This is a genomic window from Providencia sp. PROV269 (genome assembly GCF_028477785.1).
GTDB classification, from domain to species: domain Bacteria; phylum Pseudomonadota; class Gammaproteobacteria; order Enterobacterales; family Enterobacteriaceae; genus Providencia; species Providencia rettgeri.
This window is the reverse complement of the sequence record NZ_JAMPLV010000016.1, coordinates 200904-225859: the sequence shown is the minus strand read 5'-3', so window position 1 is coordinate 225859 and position 24956 is coordinate 200904. Positions and strand designations below refer to the sequence as shown.

The window sequence follows — 24956 nt, the reverse complement described above, 5'->3', positions numbered from 1 at the left end:
CCCTTTTTTTCATATTTTTTTTCGTTCGCTCAGCTTTCCATCAAATTTAACTTAAATAGCTAGTTTTTGCAGCGTTTTGAACCCTTCGGCTTCGAGAACTGGTTGTAACCCTTTTACGTTGTCATCCATTAATAAACAATATGAGAAGTTTTCCTCATCTGAATTGATGATTTCAGCTTGATTATTAATGAGCCAAATAGTTCTTCTGGCGATTGCAGAACCTGAATCAATGAATCGAGTTCCATCTGGTAGCACTTTTTCGAGTTCTTCTATTAATAAAGGAAAATGCGTGCAACCCAAAATAACGGTATCAGGCGGCTCTGGCATTCGAATCCATGGCCTAACAGTTTGAGCGACTTCATCGAGTGGTAAGGTTTCCCCATGTAACTTTCTTTCTGCGAGTTGAACTAATTCCGCAGAACCGAGGGAAATCACTTTACAGTCTGTAGCAAACCGTTCGATCAGCTCTTTGGTGTATTCACGGTTTACAGTGCCTTTCGTCGCCAATAAACCCACCACGCCATTACGCGTTAACTTAGTTGCGGGTTTAATGGCTGGAACAACCCCAACAACTGGGAACGTAAAATGTGCTCTCAAATTAGGGAGGCTGACCGTACTTGCGGTATTACACGCAATAATCACAATAGTTAAAGGATGCTTTGCAGCAATTGCATTTACGATTTGATAGACCCTATCAATAATAAACTCTTCACTTTTTTCACCATAAGGGAAGGCTTCATTGTCGAATGCATAGATATAGTGGGCATTCGGGATCATTTTTTTGACTTCACGATAGACAGATAACCCGCCCACTCCAGAGTCAAACACTAGAATGGTCGGGTGAACAGATAGGGTGTTATCAGAAGTTGTAGCTTCCAGTGAGGAAATATTCTCTTCCAGCGGTGCGATAACCATACGCGGTCTCATAGTCTTTATCGAACATATTAGCTATTTTACCACGAATTGTGAGATGTGAAGTGATTGGATACGCAGCTGTGAGATCCCAAAGGCTAACACCGCCTTGTTTTACACGTCTAGAAGGAAATTGGCTATAGTCATTATCATAGCGAGAGCCTATATATTGGTAGGTTAGCCCCATATCTACTTTATCAATAGCCCAATCTAGCTGGTATTTAACTTGCTGCTTAGCCCGTCGCTCAAGAACCTTATCCGTCTTTTTGTTACGAGGGTCAACATATTGATAGGTAACTTGGTGATGAAGGATACCTGTTTCGAACTCACCAACCCATTCAACACCTTTAATTTCAGCTTCGCCAATGTTCTCATAAGTGCTAGTCGGATAACCTGATTTATATGCAATCAGGTTATCAATATCATTATGGTATGCATTGACCTGCCAAAAAAGTGGTCCCGTTGTTCCTTCAACACCAATCTCCCACTGCTTACTTTCCTCGGGTTTCAAGTTCGGATTACCTAGCGTTGTTCCATATGCCGATGAAGAATACGCATATAATTGAGTTAGATTAGGTGCTTTATAAGCAGTTGCATATGAACCAACAAGTTTGTAACCTTCATGAAACTCCCAACTAAGGCCTGATTGCCATGTTGTATGCCAATTAAATTCAGAGTGATGGTCAGAACGTATAGCGGCCTCTGCAGTTACTGAATCAATAATTGCATATTGCCCTGTGAGGTATATCCCAGTGTTATTTAACGTTTGTTTTTCATTGATCATCGCGTAGCTGCTAGGCTCAATACTTTGGCGTTGATAATCAATCCCCGCACTAATATTACCTTTATCTAATAGGTAACTATTACCCCATTGAATATTGTACTGCTTAGACTCATCAAGATTTGCAGATTCACTATATTGCCCTTTTCTAGGATCAAAATTGTAATCTTTTGAATAACCATAGCTTCCCATCAATGATGATGAATATTTTCCTTGATGATATTTCAAACCTGTTTCATAAGTACGGCTATAAAGCTTACGCGTATCAACACTAACTCCCGCATATTCTGATACGTCATAACTCGTTCGATTGTCATAACCGTACGCCCTTGCATACGCTAAGATTTCTGAAGAAAATTGATGTTCAACACCTAACCACAATGACTTGCTCAAAAAGCCATCTTTATCATATTGTCTTGGGCTAACTTCTTTTGGTGCTAAATCAAACCCTTTGGTATGCGTATAAGCTCCGGCTGCGGTTACCGTCGTATTTTCACCAATTTTTTGCTGAGTCGAACCGTTATAGTTTTGGTAACTGTGTGAGCCAATACCTGCATTTAAAGTTATGCCATCGTTATCACGGCGAGTGATAATATTCACCACACCACCTACCGCATCTGAACCATAAACCGCAGAGCGGGCGCCGCGAATATATTCGATACGTTGTACCAGTGAGATAGGAATTTGGCTCATATCAGAAGAGCCAGAAATACCCGCTTGATTCAAACGAACACCATCAATCAGCACTAAAACGTGACGTGATTCTGTGCCTCGTATAAATAGAGAGCTTTGTTGACCCATTCCCCCGTTTTGCGCAATATCCACTCCCGGCAGGCGCCTTAATACATCTATCACGGTATTGGATTGCCAATGATCGATATCTTCACGAGTGACCACCGTCACTGGCGCTAATATAGAAGAGATGGGTTGTTCAAAGCGGTTAGCGGAGACAACCACTTGATCAGTTTTATTATTTGCACTTGCCAAAGAAGAAGTAGCGCACAATACAGCCAGCGCAGCGGCCGATAACGGCAGCGACTTTTTATTATTCATTATGATTACACTCGGAAAATCAATTCAATTAATGTTCCGCGAGGTTGAATATAGATTCGCGCAGATATTCAACAAAGCGATTGGTAGCGTGGCAGGTATCGGACTTATAAAGTAACAAGTTGGGTTTCTATATATGAAATAAAAACGATATATAAAATGAAAATTCGACCTGTTATATCCCCTAAATAATTCAAGTGACATGTAGGCGGCAAGCGAAGATATCCCTAGGAGCATACTGAAGTATGTGACTAGGGTAGCTGAGCGATGCCAACACCCATGTAGCTTGAAGAATGACGGGGATACCTTAATTACCGTTGCGCGTCAGTCTTGGACTTACACCAAGTTCCCTAAACCACAGCCATTATCGTAAGTTGAATAGTTATGAGTGTCTATGGATGGATAATGAAAACTGGACATCTTCGCCGCATTCCCTACAATTTCGCTCCTGATACGAATTTATTACTGTTTTATGGAGCCAAACATGCCAAACACCTTGCACACTGAAGACTACGAACAACAGCTCGTAGAAAAAACGGATCGCTTAAAGGCGATGATGGCTCCTTTTAACGCACCTGAACCTGAAATTTTTTCATCACCAAAGTCGCATTACCGGATGCGCGCTGAATTTCGCGTCTGGCACGATAATGACGATTTATTTCATATTATGTTTGATAAGGAAACTAAAGAAAGGATCCGTGTTGACCAGTTTCCTGTCGCAAGTCAGTTAATTAATGACATGATGGCAGCGTTATTGCCGTTAATTAAGCAAAATGAATTACTTCGTCATAAATTATTTCAAATTGATTATTTATCAACGCTAAGTAATAAGCTGATTGTTTCGCTGCTTTACCATAAAAAACTCAGTGAAGAGTGGGTTGCTGAGGCAAAAGCCTTAAAAGCCGTTTTAGTTGAACAAGGCTTTGATGTGCAATTAATCGGCCGAGCGTCAAAAACAAAAATCATGTTAGACAATGATTATGTTGATGAAATATTACCGGTAATGGGTAAAAATATGGTGTATCGCCAAGTCGAAAATAGCTTTACGCAGCCTAATGCACAGGTCAATATCAAAATGTTGGAATGGGCAATTGGGGCAACACAGAATTCGACGGGGGATTTATTAGAACTTTACTGCGGAAATGGAAACTTTTCATTGGCATTAGCGCAAAACTTCGAACGCGTATTAGCCACTGAAATTGCAAAACCTTCCGTGGCTGCGGCTCAATATAATATCGAAGCCAATAATATTGAAAATGTACAAATTATTCGTATGTCTGCAGAGGATTTTACCCAAGCCATGCAAGGTGCTCGTGAATTTAGGCGCCTAGAGGGTATTTCTTTAGCAGACTACCAGTGCAATACCATTTTCGTTGACCCGCCTCGCAGTGGTTTAGATGCAGAAACAGTGAAGCTAGTTCAGGGTTATGACCATATCCTATATATTTCATGTAACCCAGAAACGCTATGCGATAACTTAGTTGAGCTGACTAAAACGCATAAAATAGAGAAATTAGCCTTATTCGACCAATTTCCGTATACCCATCATATGGAAAGTGGGGTATTACTGAGCCGCTATTAGTTGGCTGAAAACTCGGTTATTAAAAGCAAAAACGCCGCATTTTACTGCGGCGCCTTATTAATAGAAAAGTCGTCTAAACTTAGTTTTCGACTTCTTGCTCAAGTGCCAGCTCCGCTTTTTCTTTCTTACGTGCTTTCCAGCTTGAGTACATCCACAATGCGATAATGACAATAAAGGTTGCTGGGATAAAGTTAGAGCCTATTTCAGGGTTTTGAACGCGTAAAATCGCGGCATAACCAAATAGGCCAATAAAAAAACTACCAGCAACAAATTTTGGCAACCCCATCGGCATGGCTTGATGTAAATAGCGCTGGTGTAAACAATACGCAGCCAATATTAGGGTTAAAATTGGAAAAAATGAAAAGTCGACCAACGAGTTAAACAGCGTTGAAAACGTCCCATGGGTTGCAAGGCCAATCACAAAGGCTAGCAATAATGTGCTTCTTTCATAACTTTTTTGATCCGTCATTGATTCTCCTTATTATTTAGTAAGGTCTGGGTCAGTTTGATTTTGTTTTTCCTGTTCCCGGCGGTACCAGTAATAGGCGCCTTTCGCGATCATTCTTAACTGTAATACCAGCCGTTCTTCGAGATTCCTGCGTTTTTCTTCATCAATGTCTAGCGCTTCCGCTCCTGCGCTAAAGACAATCGTTACCATGGCCTCGGCTTGCATTTCAGTAAAATGGCGAGGCATACGGCTTTCAAGTTCAAGGTAATCGGCCAATTCCGCAATAAAATGTTGAATTTCCCGAGCGACCGCTGCACGAAACTCCGCAGATGTTCCCGAACGCTCCCGCAATAATAACCTAAAGGCATTAGGGTTATTACCAATAAACTCCATAAAAGTTGAGACTGATGTACGGATCACACTCCCGCCTTTTGCAATACGCTGTCTTGCTTGGCGCATTAGCTGGCGTAACATCAAGCCACTTTCGTCAACCATCGTCAGCCCAAGTTCATCAACGTCCTTGAAATGACGGTAAAATGAAGTCGGTGCAATCCCAGCTTCACGTGCAACTTCCCGTAAACTGAGGCTAGTAAAGCTCCGTTCAGCGCTTAATTGGCTAAATGCGGCTTCGACGAGTGAACGCCGAGTTTTTTCTTTTTGTTTTGCTCTAATGCCAATTGTGTTGCTCACGGTGATCCTAATTTCTTATCATGGAAGGTCAATGTAATAAGTATTACTCTTCGCCTAGCATACCTGAAAATAATTAAACTGTTTTGGAGAAAAAGCGACTATCGCTGCAATTTACTCATTTTCAGAATTTAACTTAGCCTTTTTTCAATTAGTTTTTTAACGCTGATATACTACCAACCTTTCACTAAACAATACTTCAGCAAACCCCTACTTTATGAACCCATGAATTATATTTAGGTATTTTTCTGAGGCTCTTGAACTAAAATATTTTCTCCTAAGAATTTCAAATTGAGATAAGGCGACAAAACAAGCGAACTCCTGAAAGTATATATAAGTATGTGACTAGAGTAAGCGAATGTCGCCAACGTTGTATCGATTTGAAAGACAGCGAGGAAATTAGGTGAAATAACCAACTAATGATAACATCTTGTTGTCATTTTGTTTTAGAGCAGGTCTTACCTCATGCAACTTACCCATTTTGATGCAATAGTCATTGGTTCCGGTCCTGGTGGTGAAGGCGCCGCCATGGGGCTAGTGAAACAAGGAAAAAACGTTGCTGTTATAGAACGTTATAATAATGTCGGCGGAGGCTGTACCCACTGGGGAACCATTCCCTCAAAAGCCCTCCGTCATGCTGTTAGTCGTATTATCGAATTCAACCAAAACCCGCTTTATAGTGATAACTCCCGTAGCTTAAGCTCCTCTTTCTCCGAAATTCTACGACATGCTGAAACGGTAATTAGCCAACAAACACGCATGCGCCAAGGATTTTACGAACGTAATGGTTGCCAAATGTTTTCGGGTGAAGCCACCTTTATCGATGAACAACATATCAGTGTCCGCTACGCGGATGGAAGTTGTGATGTTTTAAGTGCAGATAAAATCGTCATTGCCACTGGCTCTCGTCCATACTGCCCTTCTGACGTTGATTTCAACCATTCTCGAATCTACAACAGTGATACTATTCTCAACCTAACCCATGAACCTCGCCATGTGATTATTTATGGTGCAGGTGTTATCGGCTGTGAATATGCATCTATTTTTCGTGGGTTAGGGGTTAAAGTTGACTTAATCAACACCCGTGATCATCTCTTGGCCTTTCTTGACCAAGAAATGTCAGATGCCTTATCGTATCATTTTTGGAATAGTGGTGTTGTTATTCGCCATAATGAAGAATATGAAAAAATCGAAGGGGTTGAAGACGGCGTTATTGTTCACCTGAAGTCAGGTAAAAAAGTCAAGGCGGACTGTTTACTGTATGCGAACGGAAGAACCGGTAACACTGATAGCTTAGGCCTGGCTAATGTCGGGATCGAAGCAGATGGCCGCGGTTTAGTTAAAGTCAATAAAGCGTATCGCACCACTAATGAACATATTTATGCTGTTGGTGATGTCATTGGCTACCCAAGTTTGGCCTCTGCAGCTTATGACCAAGGCCGAATTGCAGCCCGAGCCATTGGGGGTAGTTTAGGTAATGCACATTTAGTGGAAGATATTCCAACAGGGATTTATACCATTCCTGAAATTAGTTCAGTTGGTAAAACAGAACAAGAACTGACCGCAATGAAAGTGCCTTATGAAGTTGGCCGGGCACAGTTTAAACATTTAGCACGTGCACAAATCGCAGGTATGAATGTCGGTAGTTTGAAAATATTATTCCATAGAGAAACATTACAGATATTAGGCATTCACTGTTTCGGTGAGAGAGCGGCTGAAATTATCCATATCGGCCAAGCTATCATGGAACAAAAAGGTGAAGGTAATACTATCGAATATTTCGTCAATACGACGTTCAATTACCCGACGATGGCGGAAGCTTTCCGTGTTGCAGCTTTAAATGGTTTAAATCGACTCTTTTAATTATTGAGTGATTAATGGTTGCCAATAATCTGGCAACCATCATCAACTAAAAAAATAATATTGGTAGCTTAACCCTAAACTCTATTTTTATAATAGTTATCCATTGAGTTATAGATGGTCTCTGCTAATTGTTCATAGCGCCCACGTAACGGTGAACCCGGGCGATAAACTAATACGATAGTTCGTTTCGGTTCAGGTTCAATGCAATTTAAATAACATACCCCATCACGACAAACTTCATTTGGCACCGATAAATCAGGTAAAAGTGTAATTCCACTCCCTGCTGCCACCATATTTCTTAACGTTTCTAAGCTCGTTGCCCTGAAGTGTGTATCTTCTTTAGCACCCGCTTGGAAGCAAAAGCCCATTGCTTGGTCACGTAAACAGTGGCCATCTTCTAACATTAATAGTTTTTCACCTGACAATTCACTCATTTCAATCGTATCACGATCATGCCATGGGTGACTCTCATAGATAGCCAATTTCATGGGTTCTTCAAATAACGGTACAACAATGAAAGGGTCTGTTTCTTTTACTTCCGCAAGAATGGCACAATCTAATTTACCACTGTCTAACTGAGCTAATAATTGCTGAGTTTGCGCTTCATGCAAATAGATTTCTAATTTAGGGTGAGCTTGGTGCAATTGCGGAATAATATGAGGTAATAGATACGGCGCAACCGTTGGAATTAAACCAATATGTAATGGCCCTGACATGCTTTCCCCTTGGAGGGCTGCCATTTCTTGTAATACTTTAATTTCACGCAAAATAGTACGGGCTTGCTCAACCAATAACAAACCTTGTTGAGTAAAAAGAACTTTACGGCTAGTTCTTTCTAGCAACATCACGCCAAGTTCTTCTTCTAATTTACGAATTTGGCCACTAAGAGTAGGTTGGCTAACATGACAAGAATCCGCGGCACGTCTAAAGTGTTTATGTTCGGCGAGTGCGACGAGGTACTCTAAATCTCGAATATTCATATTTCTTTTCCTTTCGTGAATTCTCTGTCAAACCAAAGATAGATAATACCAATCACTATATCGATATTGTTTTGTTTTATCTATTGATAAATTGAAAAATAGGGGGAAAACCTCATTTTTTGAAGGATACACGCAATATAATGAAACAAAGTGTAATATTTAGAAATAAAATGTATCTCATTCCTGACTCTTCAACAGAGAGAATAGTTAATTAATGATTAAATTCATTTACCATTAGCATTTCAATATAACATTCCTAATAAAAGCATTAACCGTGTTTTTTTAGAATAAAATTTCAATAAATTACATCCTAACGTTGCCAAGTAAAATCTCAACATTCTCCTCAAAAAATATAGACTATTTGTATCATTAATTCACATAATAGATAAAATTAACTTCATTTTAACATTTAGTGAATATCACTAAAATAACCAAATTATTAGAATTTAATATGTATTTAGTCACACTTCATCAGTTTTGAATTAATTAAAACATACAAATATTTATTATATTCATCTCAAACAAAAGAAACATTTTGTTATCTTTCCTTTCACTCTCTATTAAAGTTTGTAAGTTTTTATATAAAAGTAAATGTAAATTGCAGCTTAATTTTGTTAAATTTTATTTTAATCACTATTACAGATTGATAACAACAGAAAATCACTAGAGAATCCAACTATAAAAAACTAACAGAAAACACAAATAATAAAACAAAACACTGAAAATTTCTTAATACACAGCCTTATTAACCATCAAAATACAAATGGATAACTTTAAATTACAATGAGAGTAATTTTGTTTTCTTTATATTTTTAAACATTTCCTTTTTTAATTTTACACCTAAATAGTGTTTTTAAATTTATAATTCCCACATCAAAAACACCAAGGAATATCAGTTCATTATTATTATTCTTATTTAATCGCACACAAATCTAATTTAAACATACAGCAAGTTGATTAATCAAAAATCAATGACGGGATACTATTATGAAAAATTTATTAACAAAAACTCAAAAATTTGGCCTTCGTTCACTCTGTGTATTGTTACTCGCTACAACCGCATCTATTCATGCTTATGCAAGTAATGACCAACAAAATGGGGTTATTCATTTCTCTGGGGCAGTCGTATTTCCGTCTTGCTTTAATGAAGTGACCGACAATCATGTCACACTGAATTGCTTAAATAACCAATCTGATATGGTTGCCAGCAAAATAAACTTGAATGATGTTGCAAATACTCAAGGTTGGAAGGTAATCAATGAAGGTAGAGGAGAGTATTTATATAACTGGGTGAATGAAGAAAAACAACTCGGAATGCTAACCATTAAATATATTTAAAAACAAACGCGTTATGGGAATCGGGGTAGTCATACTACCCCCCATTTTTTCTTCTACAACTAATCACAGTTCTAATCGTTTTTTTGCTTCCACAATAGCATTTGCCACTTGCTTCTGAGATACCCCACCTTTTGCTAACCGCTTATCTAAACAAGATTGTAGCGATAAAATTTCATAGACATCCAACTGAATAGTGTCACTGAATTTTTGCAAATCACTGAGAGCCATTTCTTCCAAAGCTTTACCTTGCCCAATTGCTGCAACAACCGCTTCACCCACGATATGATGCGCTTCGCGGAATGGAACACCTTTAGCAACGAGGTAATCAGCAAGCTCAGTTGCATTGGCATAACCTTGCTTCGCCGCATCTTCACAACGACTACGGCGAATTTGAATACCATCAAGCACCAACGCAGCCATATGCATGCAATCTAACCAAGTATCTAATGCGTCGAATAACCCTTCTTTGTCTTCTTGCATATCTTTGTTATACGCAAGAGGCAATCCTTTAAGGGTCATCATCATACCTGTTAGCGCCCCTTGGACACGCCCACATTTTCCGCGGATTAATTCCAATGCATCTGGGTTTTTCTTTTGTGGCATTAATGATGAACCTGATGTCACTTTGTCTGATAACTCGACAAAACCAGCTTCACCACTATTAAAGAAAATTAAATCTTCAGCAAAGCGGGATAAATGAACCATACCAATACTTGCGTTGGATAATAGTTCAAGCACGTGGTCTCTATCTGAAACGGTATCCAAGCTATTACGCGTTGCCGAAGCAAAACCTAACCATGATGCCAGCTGCTCACGGTCGATATCATAAGCCGTGCCTGCTAATGCCCCGCATCCTAATGGGCTGACATCTAAGCGTTTTAGTGTATCTTTTAAACGGCTTTCATCACGAGCTAACATTTCACTGTAAGCTAAGCACCAATGTGCAAAAGTGACAGGCTGGGCACGTTGTAAATGCGTATAACCTGGCATCACGGCATCTTGATTATTTTCCGCAGTCAGCACCAATGCTTTTTGTAGCTCTGTTACCGCTTCAAGTAGCAATGCAACTTGGTCTTTACACCACAGTTTTAAATCTGTTGCGACTTGGTCGTTACGGCTACGGCCTGTATGCAATTTTTTACCTAAATCACCGACTTTATCAATCAGTTGCCCCTCAACCCAGCTATGAATATCTTCTGCGTCACTTTGCAGGATAATTTCAGGGTTATCTTGTACTTCTTTAAGTAAGGCATTTAGTGCTTGTTCTAAAGTTTGTTGTTCGCTATCAGACAATACACCAACTGTTACCAGTGATTTTGACCATGCGACTGAGCCGATAATATCTTGTTGCGCCAAGCGATAATCGAAACGCAGTGAATCATTAAACTGTTTAAACCGTTGATCTGCTTGCTGACTAAAACGTCCACCCCAAAGTGCCATAACTAATCCCTACCTGATTGATAAAATAAGTTTTTAACCCCGACAGCGGTCTTGGCTGCCGGGGGACTACTATTTGATTTATTTCGCTTTGTTTTGTTCTTTCAGCGCACGGATACGTGAAGATAGCGAGTAAAGACGAATAAACCCACCTGCATGACTGTGGTCATAAACTTCATCTTCACCGAATGTGGCAAACTCTTCTGAATACAAGCTCTTATCTGCTTTTTTCTGAATCGCAGTCACTTGCCCTTTATATAATTTCAGAACAACTTCACCTGTCACATCTTGTGCTAATGACTCCGCAGCAGCTTGTAATGAATGACGTAATGGTGCAAACCAGCGCCCGTCATAAACCACATATGACATTTCTAAACCGAGTTGCTCACGCCATTTGTAGCTGTCACGGTCAAGAACCAGTTGTTCAATACCACGTAGAGCAGCCATCATAATGGTGCCTCCCGGGGTTTCATAACAACCACGAGATTTCATACCGACTAAACGGTTTTCAACGATGTCGATACGACCCACTCCGTGTTTTGCACCTAAAGTATTTAATGTTTCTAAACAACCAAGTGGGGACAATGCTTGCCCATTCACCGAAACGACTTCGCCATGTTTAACACCAACGGTAACCAGTTCAGCTTCATCCGGTGCATCTTGCGGGTCGACAGTCCATACCCAACAATCTTGGTTTGCCGCATTCCATGTGCTTTCTAATACGCCACCTTCAGTAGAAATGTGCCATGCGTTTTCATCACGACTATAGATTTTTTCTAAGCTGGCTGTTGTTGGAATATTACGTTCTTTCAGGTAATCGAGCAGTGCTTCACGGGAACGTAAGTCCCACTCACGCCATGGTGCAACGACTTGTAACTGTGGTGCTAATGCCGTATAGGTGCTTTCGAAACGCACTTGGTCATTACCTTTACCTGTTGCGCCATGGGCAACAGCATCTGCCCCTACTTTTAAGGCAATTTCGACTTGCGCTTTAGCTATAATTGGGCGAGCCATTGACGTACCTAATAAATAGCTACCTTCATATAATGCACCTGTTTTTAATACAGGGTAAATATACTCTTTGATGAACTCTTCGCGTAAATCCACTACGTAGCATTCAGATGCACCTGATTGCAGGGCTTTTTTCTCAACGCCCACTAAATCTTCACGGTCTTGCCCCACATCCGCAACGAAGGCCACGACTTCGCAATCATCATAGTTTTCTTTTAGCCATGGAATAATTGCTGATGTATCCAGACCACCTGAATATGCTAATACAATCTTTTTAATGCCCTTTTTCATAACATACCTATCCGCTCAATTAATATTGTTATTCCATGGCTCATTTATGATGCCAAGATCCGTGTTCCGATTGCTGTTCCATTAAACAGTTCGGGAAGTTGTTCTGCATGACGCCAGCTTGCGATATCCACAGAACGTTGCAAGGCTGCCGCAGCGTCTAATGCTGCATTGACCTTCACAATCATTCCGTCAGTAATAATTCCCTGTTCAATTAACTTTTGCGCTTTTTGCGTCGTCATTTCATCAATTTTTTGGCCTTTACCATCCAAAATACCGCTCACATCGGACAATAAGACCAGATCTGCGTTTAATGCTTGGGCGATAGCGGTTGCGGCTTGGTCCGCATTCACGTTCATCAACTCACCTTTTGGTGTGATACCAATAGAGCTGATAATGGGTAAATAACCCGCCCCCAACAATAATTTCAATAATTTTGCATCACCAGGTTTAGCATTACCGACATGGCCTAATTCTTCGTTTAGTTGCGTCACCGTGGCACTTTGGCCATCACCGAGAGAAAGACCTACTGCCGAAAGTTGATACTTCGTTGCCCATGCCAATAATGTTTTATTCGCAGTGCCTGCTAATGCCCCCGTAATAATATCGATTTGGTCTGCTGGCGTGACTCGCAACCCTTGCTTTTTAACCACGGGTAATTGCAGTTTTTGCATCAATTCATCAACTAAACAACCACCACCATGCACAATCACCAATTCGCGTTGATGAGCTTGCCGATAGGTTTGGATAGCTGTAAATAATTTTTCAAGCGCTTCGATGCTATCAAGTAACACTCCGCCCAATTTAATCACTAAGGGTTGCATGGGGTTAATCCTTCTTAAAGTAAAGACTGAGTTTCAGCAAAACCAAAACGAATATTCATGCACTGAACGGCTTGTGCTGCTGCACCTTTAAGTAGGTTATCTTCTGTACCCACTAAAATCAGGTGTTCACCTTTCAATACATAGCCAATATCACAAAACGGCGTACCGACTACCGATTTCAATGCAGGAACACCTTTTTCATATAACCGCACTAATGGTTTATTTTGATAGGCATCTTTAAACGTTTGTGTGATTTTTTCTGCCGTCACACCTGTTTTTACTTTGCAAGTAATCGTTGCCAGAATGCCTCGAGAGAAATTACCCAAATGCGGTGTAAAAATAACCTCTCTCCCTAAATGAGTCGCGATTTCTGGCTGGTGACGATGCGTAAAGAGGCCATAAGGTTGCAAACTCACCTCACAAAAGCTGTTGGTCATTGAGGCTTTACGGCCTGCACCGGAAACACCGCTAGTGGCATTAATGACTGGCCACATAGCTTCATCCAGTAAATCTGCTTCAATCAATGGCTTAAGTGCTAATTGGGAAACCGTTGGGTAACACCCTGGTACTGCAATCAATTGTGCTTGATGAATTTTATCAGCCTGCCATTCTGCTAAACCGTAAACTGCTTGCATTAGCCATTCAGTATTTGTATGTTCAAAGCCATAGTATTGCGTATAAAACGCAGGATCTTGAACACGATAAGCACCGGATAAGTCGAACACTACGCAGCCCGCTTCAAGAAACTGAGGTGCAATGTCATGGCTCACTTCATGTGCCGTGGCAAGGAAAACAACATCAATACCTTTCGCTGCTTCCGCGACATCGGTTAATGGCAGAACGGGAAGGTCGATGATGCCTTTATACTGAGGGTGTAAATCAGAAAAACGTTTATTTGCATCCGCACTTTGCTTCGATACCATCAATCCTTGAAGATTAACTTCCGGATGGCGTTGCAAATAAGCGGCTAATTCTGCTCCAGTATAGCCACTGGCCCCGATAATGAGTGTGTTCAACATATGCTTTCTACCTTGTACTCGTGACCCAAACAGTTTAATGTGTATTTTTATTCAAATAAAGTGCATGAATATTGATACTATTATGGATAAAGGCTGTCAACAGTGAATATTAAATTACCTGCATTTATTGAGATTTATCGTCAATTAATTGCCATTCCGTCGATTAGTGCGACTGATTCTCATTTGGATCAGAGCAATAAAGCTCTGGTGGAACTTCTCGGTGGATGGCTGGAGACGTTAGGTTTTTCGGTCAACATTCAACCTGTACCGGAAACGCGTGATAAATATAATTTGCTTGCATCCATTGGCGAAGGAAATGGTGGGTTGATGCTATGCGGTCATACCGATACCGTGCCCTTTGATGATGGGCGTTGGAGCAAAAACCCGTTTGAGCTGACAGAGCATGATGGCAAGTTATATGGGCTCGGAACCGCAGATATGAAAGGCTTTTTTGCTTTTATTATTGATGCGTTACGTGATATGGATTTAAAACAACTCAAACGCCCACTGCATATATTAGCCACAGCAGATGAAGAAACATCGATGGCTGGTGCGCGTTATTTTGCAGCCAGTACAACATTAAGACCAGATTTTGCAATTATTGGCGAGCCAACATCGTTACAACCGATTCGCGCGCACAAAGGGCATTTATCAAATGCTATCCGCATTACTGGGCAATCGGGGCACTCTAGTGACCCAGAACGTGGCGTCAATGCAATTGAATTGATGCATGAGTCTATTTCCCACCTAATGGACTTACGAAATACGTTAAAAGAACGATTTAACAACCCTGCATTTGTCATTCCCTACCCAACGATGAACTTTGGTCATATTCATGGTGGTGATGCCGCCAACCGAATTTGTGGTTGTTGTGAATTACATATGGATATTCGCCCGCTACCTGGGCTAACTCTGCAAGACTTAGATGAACTACTTAATGAAGCTCTTGAGCCAGTTAGTGCCCGTTGGCCAGGTCGCTTAACGGTTGAATCCATGCATCCGCCGATCCCTGGCTATGAATGCCCAACAGACCACAAAATGGTCGCAGTGATTGAGCAATTGTTAGGGCAAAAAGCGGATACTGTGAATTACTGTACTGAAGCACCGTTTATCCAAGAACTGTGTCCAACGTTGGTTCTTGGCCCTGGTTCTATTGAACAAGCACATCAACCTGATGAATTTATCGATATGCGCTTTATTGAGCCTACTCGCCAATTAATTAGCCAAATGATTGAGCACTTCTGTTTCACTGAGTAAATCTGACTAATCATAGATTCAAGCGCGACACTGAAAAGAGTCGCGTTTTTTTATCATGAATTATTTTCCTGTTGCCTTTGAAAAAACCTCAGCGTCATAATTTAATTTAAGTATTGACTATTGATACCGATCTGGTAATTTCTTTTAGACGTCTAAACGTATAGACGCACAAATGGATATAATAACGTACAAAAAATAGTTAGTCTGCAAATTGCGAGGTTACAGGGTATGAGCTTTTTTCACGCAAATCAGCGCGAAGCGCTAAATCAAAATTTAGCTGAGTTAGATGGCCAAATTAATGTTTCATTTGAATTTTTCCCACCTCGCAGTGAAGAGATGGAGCAGACACTATGGAAATCCATCGATCGGCTCAAAAACCTGAAACCTAAATTTGTCTCCGTGACTTATGGTGCGAATTCCGGTGAACGTGATAGAACGCACAGCATCATCAAAGATATTAAAGATAAAACCGGTTTAATTGCCGCCCCTCACCTAACTTGTATTGATGCAAGCCCTGATGAACTGAAAGCCATTGCTCGTGACTATTGGAATAATGGTATTCGTCATATTGTTGCTCTGCGTGGTGATTTACCTGACAACAGCCGTAAACCAGATATGTATGCCGTTGATTTGGTTGAGTTGCTAAAAGGTGAGGCGGATTTTGATATTTCTGTCGCTGCCTACCCTGAAGTCCACCCAGAAGCCAAAAGTGCTCAAGCCGATTTAATTAGTTTAAAAAAGAAAATTGATGCGGGTGCTAACCGTGCAATTACTCAATTTTTCTTTGATGTTGAAAGCTATTTACGTTTTCGTGACCGCTGTGTCGCAACTGGCATTGATGTGGAAATTGTACCGGGGATCTTACCGGTCTCTAACTTTCGCCAACTTGAGCGCTTTGCTAAACTGACTAACGTACGCATTCCTGCGTGGATGAGCAAAATGTATGAAGGATTAGACGATGACCCAGAAAGCCGTAATCTTGTTGGTGCATCCATTGCCATGGACATGGTTAAAATTCTTAGCCGTGAAGGCGTAAAAGATTTCCACTTTTACACATTGAACCGTTCTGAGCTCACCTATGCTATCTGCCATACTTTAGGCGTTAGGCCTTAGCCCCTCAATGTCGTGATATATTTTTAAAAGTACATCACGACATTGCTTTATGAAAGTTTCCTAATTCCACTTAGTTAAACTCATTGAAACCGAAAAATTCCAACAATGAGTATTAAATATGAAAGTTGAGTCCAATATCTCTTCGGTGAATACTTCACCATCCACCTCGATTAAAACAGCCGCATTCCCTACTGGATCATTTGAACAACGGGATGTCGTGATTATTAATCCCTATATGAATGGAGGTGGGGATAAAGCACTGGGTAATAAAATCGCAAACATTGCATTAAATGATGGCTGCAGAGTATCCATAATTTCAATGAATGCTGACGATATTGCAAAAATGGACTGTCGTAATTTGTCGTTAAATGACCCCACTTTTAATTCAATTGACCAATTGAGAAATCCATTACTTATTATTACTCCGATTAGCACACTGGAATCTCAACAAATTGAGTTTTGCATCACGCGGCTATGTCAATATCTTGATTTTAACAAACAAAAAGTAATGATCCTTGATGAAATGGATGTCCTTCCTCAAGACAGTAAACTACGAGAATGTATAAAGCACCTATATCATAATGGGTTTAAAAATATCCACGCTTATAACTTAGGGTTAAATAATGGGATAGGTTATTTAGCAACAGAACAGAAACAGATAGATAATATTAAACACCGTTTCAGATATGAGTTATCCAACTTAATGGATAGTTATAATTTATCGTTAGCAAAAGATACCCACCACTATTTAGCCTATCTCAGTGCTGAACCTGTGTACCGGCAAGCCAAGCTCCCCATGCACAGTGCACAATTGTTCATAACTAATAAACTTATAGAGACACAGCATGATAATAAAGATACAAATTTTATTATTGTGATACGCCAGCTAGCCAATTGCTATCGTGATAATTTCAATATAGAAGAATTTGTTAGGCATACAAAACACTACTTTGACGGTAAAGAAACTGTTTCCTCAGCCATACAAGAAATACTGACAAAAAAAGAAGCAGGGAAATTTGGTTCGCCAATGTTATTTTCAAAAGCACAATTATATCTTGCAGATACAGAACAAGGGAAATTAGAAAAACTTTTTGAGCTTAAAGGTACTGGAAACCGACAAATTAATATTGTTGTAACTGAATCCCTCCCCAAAAATATTTTTGAGGATTTCATGTGCTTGGCTGATTCCGGCATGATGAGCGGTGATCAGTCACTTAGTGAGTATTTATCCTTAAAAAACGCCGTGCCTTACTACGACATGCAACCATGGAAAGAGGGAGTTGCTGATGGCTTAATCAAGTATGCAGAACAACATGGAACCAAAGATACTATGGTTTCTAAAATCAGTGGTTACAAACTTAATGGCGGCACTAGGGCTTCCTATTTAAATGCAACCCAGTATATTCCACCGACTCCAGAACAATTAGCTCAAGAAGAGGCAACTAATAAGAAAATTGCTAGCTTAAAAGCCAATGGTGAAATTCGTGAGTTCATCACGCCAAAAAAAGAATGGAAAAGATGGGATCAGTAGAAAGCAAGTCACTAATCGAGCAGAAGGCGGGATCACTCCGCCATCCTTTCACACCAATGTATGTACGGCTCCGTATATGGCGGTTCCTATCTATATTGAAATAAATCCAATACATGAATCTGTTTCGTTCATTGTGCCTACAAGCCGCTCAGAAAGCATATGTGATTTGTCGCTCGTGATATGCTATTGGTTAGCTAGCACTACTTTAGTTAGCTTAAAAATAAAGATCATCAATTATCCGGAACTGGCTATTTATATTTATTGTTTACAAAAGAGCTTCTATTTTTTACAAAAATACATTGACGTGATATCGAAACTGATTAGTTTTCCGACCCACATATCCATAATAAAACCAGTGTTATTATCTTCTATATTCAAGTTTATCTTACCGCAATAAATATATTTAACGGTTAATGGTATAAATTAATTTTTAATATAATGAAAATTATAGCTTAAATATCAACCACAGAATTTAACATTACTGAAATATTAAATCCCCACAAATAATCATGTATTTCTCCTACAATTATCGCCCCATGCAAAATCAAATAAAAATAGCTAAAAAGCTAAATTCATAGAAATAAAAACCATAAAAATGTAATAATTCAGTTAAATTATGCAGTTTTTAGTATCATCTTATAAACACAAATCACCCTTTGATAAAATTATCTATCAAAAAAACAATCGCAAACCATCATTCACTCCACTATTACTTTCTAATTATGACATTTTTCATTAAATTATCTTTTTTATTTGAACGCTTTTGAATTTTTCAAAAGTCAGCGTATATTTAATATTGAGCTCAAAATTAATACTATTTAATTACCACATGGTTATTGAGGAATTAAGAAATGAGTAATAATGCATTAAATTCAAAACACAATGGAATGGATGATGTCTACGCATCATTAGAATTATCCAAATCATTACCAAAAACCAAATTTCCATTGAAAGAACAAGCACCACGTAATGTATTTAGTGCAGTACGCGATGAATTAATGTTAGATGGGAATTCACGCCAAAACTTAGCGACATTCTGCCAGACATGGGTAGATGATGAAATTCGTGATTTGATGGATTTGTCTATCGACAAAAACATGATAGACAAAGATGAATATCCACAAACGGCTGAAATTGAAAACCGCTGTGTACATATGTTAGCAGATTTATGGAATTCACCAGATGCAGAAAATACCCTTGGTTGTTCAACTATCGGGTCCTCAGAAGCTGCAATGCTTGGTGGGCTCGCGTTAAAATGGCAATGGCGCAAAAAACAAGCCGCTAAAGGGAAACCGACTGATAAACCCAACTTAATTTGTGGCCCAGTTCAAATCTGTTGGCACAAATTTGCCCGTTATTTCGATGTTGAACTCAGAGAGATTCCACTTGAAGGCGACCGCCTTATCATGACACCGGAAGAAGTGCTCAAACGCGTCGATGAAAATACCATTGGTGTGGTTCCAACGCTTGGGGTGACATTTACCTGCCAATATGAGCCTGTCAAAGCCGTACATGATGCGCTCGATAAACTGCAAAAAGAGACTGGATTGGATATCCCTATCCATGTGGATGGTGCGAGTGGCGGGTTCTTAGCCCCATTCTGTGCGCCAGACTTAGAATGGGATTTCCGCTTACCACGCGTAAAATCCATTAATGCATCCGGCCATAAATTTGGTTTAGCCCCATTAGGCGCTGGCTGGGTAATTTGGCGTGAAGCCAAAGATCTCCCAGAAGAATTGATTTTTAATGTGAATTATTTAGGTGGCAACATGCCAACATTCGCACTCAATTTCTCTCGTCCTGGTGGCCAAATCATTGCTCAATATTATAATTTCTTGAGACTAGGTCGCGAAGGCTATGCAAAAATCCACAACGCTTGCTACGCAACCGCACAATATCTCAGCCGTGAAATTGAAAAATTAGGGCCATTTGAAATGATTTTTGATGGTGATAGCCAAACGGGTATCCCGGCATTAGCCTGGAAACTAAAAGAAGGCACAACCACCAGCAAATATTCCCTCTATGACATCGCAGACAAACTGCGTAGTCGCGGCTGGCAAGTTCCCGCCTATTCCATGCCAGCAAACCGTGAAGACCTTGTTATTCAACGTATTCTAGTACGTCATGGTGTTAGTTTAGATTTAGCGGCATTACTGATTGATGACTTCAAACGTACTTTAGAATATTTCGATAAGCACCCCGTCAATCAACCGCTAACGGAAGAAGAAGGCGGCGGCTTTAATCATAGTTAATTCTTTTATTCATGATTGCGTTGTTAACGAGCCAAAGAGCTTTAGGTTCTTTGGCTCCTACTGAGATCCGCCCAGCAAAGGCTGATTGTTTATCGATTTGAGGAGAACTCGTATGACAACAACGACAGCTCCAGCCGCAAAACAGCTCACATTACTCGGCTTTTTTGCCATTACCGCATCGATGGTGATGGCCGTTTATGAATATCCAACATTTGCGACATCTGGCTTTAGCCTCGTATTTTTCCTGCTATTGGGAGGATTATTGTGGTTTATTCCTGTCGCCTTGTGTGCCGCAGAAATGGCAACCGTAGAAGGTTGGGAGGAAGGTGGTGTATTTGCATGGGTTTCTAACACATTAGGCGAACGCTGGGGATTTGCCGCCATTTCATTTGGTTATTTACAAATAGCAATTGGCTTTATTCCTATGCTGTATTTCGTCTTAGGGGCACTGTCTTATATTTTAAATTGGCCAGAACTTAATACAGACCCAATCACTAAAACGATAGGGGCGCTTGTTATTCTCTGGGTATTGGCTTTCACTCAATTTGGTGGAACCAAATACACGGCAACCATTGCAAAAATCGGTTTCTTCGCAGGTATTTTGCTCCCAGCTCTAATTTTAGTCTTTTTAGCGATCAGCTATTTAGTTAGCGGCTCACCATTAGCAATTGAAATTAGTACTGAAACTTTTATTCCTGATTTCACCAAAATTGGCACACTAGTGGTATTTGTTGCCTTTATTTTGAGTTATATGGGTGTTGAGGCATCCGCAACCCACGTCAATGAGATGAAAAACCCCGGCCGAGATTACCCCGCAGCGATGTTTTTACTGATGATAGCGGCAATTTGTTTAAGCTCAATTGGTGGGTTATCGGTGGCAGCTGTGATCCCAAACAGTGAAATTAATTTATCTGCTGGCGTAGTACAGACATTCAATGTGCTTGTCACACACTTTAATTCCTCCCTTGAATGGGCCGTAAGAATTATTGCTGCATTATTATTACTTGGTGTGCTGGCTGAGATTGCTTCTTGGATTGTGGGGCCATCCCGCGGTATGTATGTCGCGGCACAGAAAGGCATTCTGCCGCAAAGCTTTGCCAAGGTGAATAAAAATGGCGTGCCGGTAACACTGGTGATTTCTCAATTACTGATCACAACAGTGGCAATTATTGTCCTCACCAATACTGGGGGCGGTGGCAATATGTCATTCCTTATTGCGCTCGCCTTAACCGTAGTTATCTATTTATGTAGCTATTTCATGCTATTTCTCGGTTACATGCATTTAGTGTGCAAGCAACCAGAGAAAAAACGTGCATTTAATATTCCCGGAGGAAAAGGCGTTAAAGTTCTCGTCGCATTAGTTGGCTTCATTATTTCTATCTTAGCCTTTATTGTTTCATTCTTCCCACCGAGCTCTTTACCTGAGGGGGCGAGTGATAATACCTATGTGACATTACTTACGGTTAGCTTTGTGATTATTTTCTTACTTCCCTTTGTGATTTATGCTTTCCATAACAAACAAGGTAAAAAAACGAATGTCGCGATGGTGCATATCAAAACGCACAATGCGCCAGCTAACCATTTCTTTATTCACCCTCGAGCTCGCTCTACATATCACTTGATTCATCATGATAAACCAGATGATGGCTCATCCAATTCGTAATACCCTGTAAAAATAATGAGGGCTACCATTTGGTAGCCCTCATATTATTCAAGTATTTTAAAAATCAACAAACTAACCCGTATTACGCATACCTGCAGCAACCCCTGCAATCGTTACCATCAAGGCTTGCTCGACACGTGGGTCTGGGTGCTCTTGTTGGCGAGAACGATGTAAAAGCTCTGCTTGTAAGACGTTTAATGGGTCGGTATAGACATTACGTAACGCGATAGATTCTGCTATCCAAGGTAAATCCGCCATTAGCGCTTCGTCTTTCGAAACCGCCAATACGCTTTTAATATCCTCAGACAACTGGTCACGTAGTTTTTGCCCTAATGGCCATAAGCGCTCTTCCACTAAGCGGTGGTCATAATATTCTGCCAGCCATAAGTCTGCTTTTGCATAAACCATTTCTAACATCGCAATACGTGTATTAAAGAATGGCCACTGCTGCCACATTTCATCAAGAACAGCTTGTTTGCCTTCTTTCTCAATGACATGTTTCAGTGCTGCACCAGCGCCTAGCCATGCGGGAAGCATTAAACGGTTCTGCGTCCATGCAAAGATCCATGGAATAGCACGCAACGTTTCCACGCCACCCGTTGGTCTACGTTTTGCAGGACGTGACCCAAGCGGTAATTTACCTAACTCTAGTTCAGGCGTCGCAGCGCGGAAATAAGGGACAAAATCCGGTTGTTCACGCACATAATCACGGTACATCGCGCAAGACACATCAGATAGTGAATCCATCACGGACTTCCACTCATCTTTTGGCTCTGGTGGTGGTAAAAGATTCGCTTCTAATATTGCACTCGCGTATAAGGCAAGGCTGCTAATCGTGACTTGTGGCAAGCCGAATTTAAAACGGATCATTTCGCCTTGTTCTGTTACCCGCAGCCCACCTTTTAAACTACCTGGTGGTTGAGAAAGTAATGCTGAATGTGCAGGTGCACCGCCGCGGCCAATTGTACCGCCACGCCCATGGAATAATGTCAGTGTGACACCTTCTTTCTCACACAACTTAATGAGTGCATCTTGTGCACGATATTGCGCCCATGACGCCGCCATTACCCCTGCATCTTTAGCCGAATCGGAGTAACCAATCATCACCATTTGGCGGTCATCAATAAGGTCGCGATACCACTCAATGCTTAAAAGCTTGGTCATCACGCTTTCAGCGTTGTTTAAATCTTCCAGTGTTTCAAATAGTGGCGCTACTGGCAAACGGACTGATGCTCCATTCTCTTTCAGCAACAATTTTACCGCCAACACGTCTGACGGAACTTTCGCCATTGAAATAACATAAGCTGCGATAGAATCATTTTTGGCTTTCGCAATCACACGGCAAGTTTCAAATACTTCCTGTGTTTCTGCGCTCGGTTGCCAGTCTTGAGGGATCAATGGGCGTAACGATTGTAGCTCTGCCAGCAAGAATTGTTGTTTTTCCTCTTCTGACCACTGTGAGTAATCACCCAACCCTAAATACTGAGTTAGCTCTGCAATGGCTTCGGTGTGACGAGTGCTTTCTTGGCGGACATCAATACGTACCAGTTGCAAACCAAAGCTACGAATACGGCGCAGAGTATCCAACAACTGACCATTCGCAATGATTTTCATATTGCAGGCAATTAATGATTGATAACATGCATATAGCGGGTCCCATAACTGGGCGTTGTCTACCAATAAGTCTGCTGGTGGTAAAACTTGCTCGCCTTTAACACGGCGCTCTAAATACTCTAATGTCGAGAATAATTGACTACGTAAATTTTTCGCAATTTGGCGATAAGGCTCATCAACGTCATCTCCCCCTGCTAGCGCACGCAGCTCTGGGGTTGCTTCTGTCATTGAAAGCTCTGAAACCAACACTTGAATATCTTTGAGGAATAAGTCCGCCGCTTTCCAGCGGCTCAGTAATAGCACCTGACGAGTCACATCCGCAGTCACGTTCGGGTTGCCATCACGGTCGCCTCCCATCCATGAGGTAAAGCGGATTGGATTCGCTTCAACGGGTAATACCGCGCCGATTGAATCTTCCAACTGTTCATTAAATTCACGTAAGAAAGCGGGCACCCCTTCCCACAATGAATTTTCAACAACGGCAAATCCCCATTTCGCTTCATCAATGGGCGTTGGGCGAATTTTACGAATTTCATCGGTATGCCATGATTGCGCCACTAATTGGCGTAAGCGGCGCATGATATTATTACGTTCATAATCTGCAATATCATCATGGTCGAGTTGTGATAAGCAGTTGTTTACCTCAACCAGTTTATGGATCAACGTACGGCGGGCAATTTCCGTTGGGTGAGCCGTTAAAACTAGCTCAATTGAAAGCTGTTCAACCGCTTTTTGAATATCGCCATCCGTGAAGTTTTTGCCTTTTAATCGGCTAAACAGATTTTTCAATGCCACTGGATTACTTGCCGCTTCACCGTGAGGCGAAATGCTGTGATATTGCTCAGCAACGTTTGTCAGGTTTAAGAATTGGTTAAATGCCCTTGCAACGGGTAGCAATTCATCATTAGAAAGATTTTGTAATGTCATCAGCAGTTTTTGGCGCTGAACTTCATTACCTGCACGGGAAGATTTGGAAAGCTTACGAATGGACTCAACTTTGTCGAGTATGTCCTCACCTAAGGCTTCCTTGATGGTATCGCCGAGTAGCTTACCCAGCATACTGACATTACTGCGCATTGCGGAATATTGCTGATTCATGAGACTCCTGACCTTGTGCTTCTGGCAGAATGCATTCCCGCACGGTTCACGGTTAACAGACTGCACCCAGTTTCCTGTAACAAAATTTCAGTCGGCTGCGTTAGAGTTGTCGTTTTGTGATGCAGGCCGCTAAATTTACCCTTCAGTGTATATTCATATCAGAAAAAAATGACTTTGGGGGATTTTTCTGAAATTTAATTACAGCCTT

Annotated in this window: 19 protein-coding genes; 9 read left to right on the top strand and 10 right to left on the bottom strand. The window is 40.8% G+C overall.

Annotated features, from left to right (window positions below; translation table 11 throughout):
* Nucleotides 1–51: 51 nt before the first annotated feature.
* Together murI and btuB are read right to left on the bottom strand one after the other, a co-directional pair.
* Nucleotides 52–915, bottom strand: coding sequence for a glutamate racemase (murI, locus tag PR683_RS17125; protein ID WP_272581919.1), 864 nt, complete (start codon nt 913–915; stop codon nt 52–54).
* Entirely contained in the window at nt 860–2746 is a 1887-nt protein-coding gene (gene btuB / locus PR683_RS17120) for a TonB-dependent vitamin B12 receptor BtuB (protein ID WP_211889173.1), read from the bottom strand. Before btuB ends, murI begins: the two co-directional genes overlap by 56 nt.
* 244 nt (nt 2747–2990) lie before the next feature.
* Between btuB and PR683_RS20435 the strand changes: the two genes are divergently transcribed.
* Both PR683_RS20435 and trmA read left to right on the top strand, forming a co-directional pair.
* On the top strand, nt 2991–3116 hold the full coding sequence (locus tag PR683_RS20435; protein ID WP_421667221.1) for a hypothetical protein: 126 nt from the start codon (nt 2991–2993) through the stop codon (nt 3114–3116).
* Between the two features lie 111 nt (nt 3117–3227).
* A complete protein-coding gene (trmA, locus tag PR683_RS17115; RefSeq protein ID WP_004907106.1) occupies nt 3228–4325 on the top strand; it encodes a tRNA (uridine(54)-C5)-methyltransferase TrmA in 1098 nt (365 codons plus the stop codon).
* Nucleotides 4326–4404: 79 nt separating this feature from the next.
* On the opposite strand, the gene PR683_RS17110 is transcribed toward trmA, so the two are convergent.
* A complete protein-coding gene (locus PR683_RS17110) occupies nt 4405–4794 on the bottom strand; it encodes a YijD family membrane protein (RefSeq protein ID WP_004907104.1) in 390 nt (129 codons plus the stop codon).
* 12 nt (nt 4795–4806) lie between these two features.
* Nucleotides 4807–5463, bottom strand: a complete 657-nt coding sequence (fabR, locus tag PR683_RS17105; protein ID WP_109912974.1) for an HTH-type transcriptional repressor FabR — start codon at nt 5461–5463, stop codon at nt 4807–4809.
* A gap of 462 nt (nt 5464–5925) precedes the next feature.
* Between fabR and sthA the strand changes: the two genes are divergently transcribed.
* Nucleotides 5926–7323: a Si-specific NAD(P)(+) transhydrogenase gene (gene sthA, locus PR683_RS17100; RefSeq protein ID WP_004907101.1), complete on the top strand. Its 1398-nt coding sequence runs from the start codon at nt 5926–5928 to the stop codon at nt 7321–7323.
* A 74-nt stretch (nt 7324–7397) separates the two neighbouring features.
* On the opposite strand, the gene oxyR is transcribed toward sthA, so the two are convergent.
* Complete coding sequence (oxyR, locus tag PR683_RS17095) at nt 7398–8303, bottom strand: DNA-binding transcriptional regulator OxyR (protein WP_004907100.1); 906 nt, start codon at nt 8301–8303, stop codon at nt 7398–7400.
* 987 nt (nt 8304–9290) lie between these two features.
* Between oxyR and PR683_RS17090 the strand changes: the two genes are divergently transcribed.
* A complete protein-coding gene (locus PR683_RS17090) occupies nt 9291–9641 on the top strand; it encodes a hypothetical protein (protein WP_272520866.1) in 351 nt (116 codons plus the stop codon).
* Between the two features lie 63 nt (nt 9642–9704).
* Here PR683_RS17090 and argH read toward each other — a convergent pair whose 3' ends face one another.
* The 4 genes from argH to argC form a co-directional block, all read right to left on the bottom strand.
* Nucleotides 9705–11081, bottom strand: a complete 1377-nt coding sequence (argH, locus tag PR683_RS17085) for an argininosuccinate lyase (protein WP_109912973.1) — start codon at nt 11079–11081, stop codon at nt 9705–9707.
* Nucleotides 11082–11159: 78 nt separating this feature from the next.
* On the bottom strand, nt 11160–12380 hold the full coding sequence (locus tag PR683_RS17080) for an argininosuccinate synthase (RefSeq protein WP_004907093.1): 1221 nt from the start codon (nt 12378–12380) through the stop codon (nt 11160–11162).
* Nucleotides 12381–12424: 44 nt separating this feature from the next.
* Nucleotides 12425–13201 carry an acetylglutamate kinase gene (gene argB, locus PR683_RS17075; protein WP_004907091.1) on the bottom strand — a complete coding sequence of 259 codons (777 nt, stop codon included), beginning with the start codon at nt 13199–13201 and terminating at the stop codon, nt 12425–12427.
* A gap of 14 nt (nt 13202–13215) precedes the next feature.
* The gene (argC, locus tag PR683_RS17070; protein WP_004907086.1) at nt 13216–14220 is read right to left on the bottom strand and encodes an N-acetyl-gamma-glutamyl-phosphate reductase; all 1005 of its coding nucleotides are present in this window, start codon (nt 14218–14220) and stop codon (nt 13216–13218) included.
* A 102-nt stretch (nt 14221–14322) separates the two neighbouring features.
* On the opposite strand from argC, the gene argE reads away from it, so the two are divergent.
* From argE to gadC, 5 genes are all read left to right on the top strand, one after another.
* On the top strand, nt 14323–15477 hold the full coding sequence (gene argE / locus PR683_RS17065; protein WP_004907083.1) for an acetylornithine deacetylase: 1155 nt from the start codon (nt 14323–14325) through the stop codon (nt 15475–15477).
* Between the two features lie 228 nt (nt 15478–15705).
* Complete coding sequence (metF, locus tag PR683_RS17060; RefSeq protein WP_004907080.1) at nt 15706–16590, top strand: methylenetetrahydrofolate reductase; 885 nt, start codon at nt 15706–15708, stop codon at nt 16588–16590.
* 118 nt (nt 16591–16708) lie between these two features.
* Nucleotides 16709–18121 carry a hypothetical protein gene (locus PR683_RS17055; RefSeq protein ID WP_272581918.1) on the top strand — a complete coding sequence of 471 codons (1413 nt, stop codon included), beginning with the start codon at nt 16709–16711 and terminating at the stop codon, nt 18119–18121.
* An 851-nt stretch (nt 18122–18972) separates the two neighbouring features.
* Nucleotides 18973–20373 (top strand): glutamate decarboxylase, encoded by a 1401-nt coding sequence (locus PR683_RS17050; protein WP_004907076.1) that lies wholly within the window; start codon nt 18973–18975, stop codon nt 20371–20373.
* 112 nt (nt 20374–20485) lie between these two features.
* A complete protein-coding gene (gene gadC / locus PR683_RS17045; protein WP_123382727.1) occupies nt 20486–22036 on the top strand; it encodes a glutamate:gamma-aminobutyrate antiporter in 1551 nt (516 codons plus the stop codon).
* A 72-nt stretch (nt 22037–22108) separates the two neighbouring features.
* Here the strand turns inward: gadC and ppc are convergent, their stop codons facing one another.
* Entirely contained in the window at nt 22109–24748 is a 2640-nt protein-coding gene (gene ppc, locus PR683_RS17040; RefSeq protein WP_109912971.1) for a phosphoenolpyruvate carboxylase, read from the bottom strand.
* Between the last annotated feature and the right edge of the window lie 208 nt (nt 24749–24956).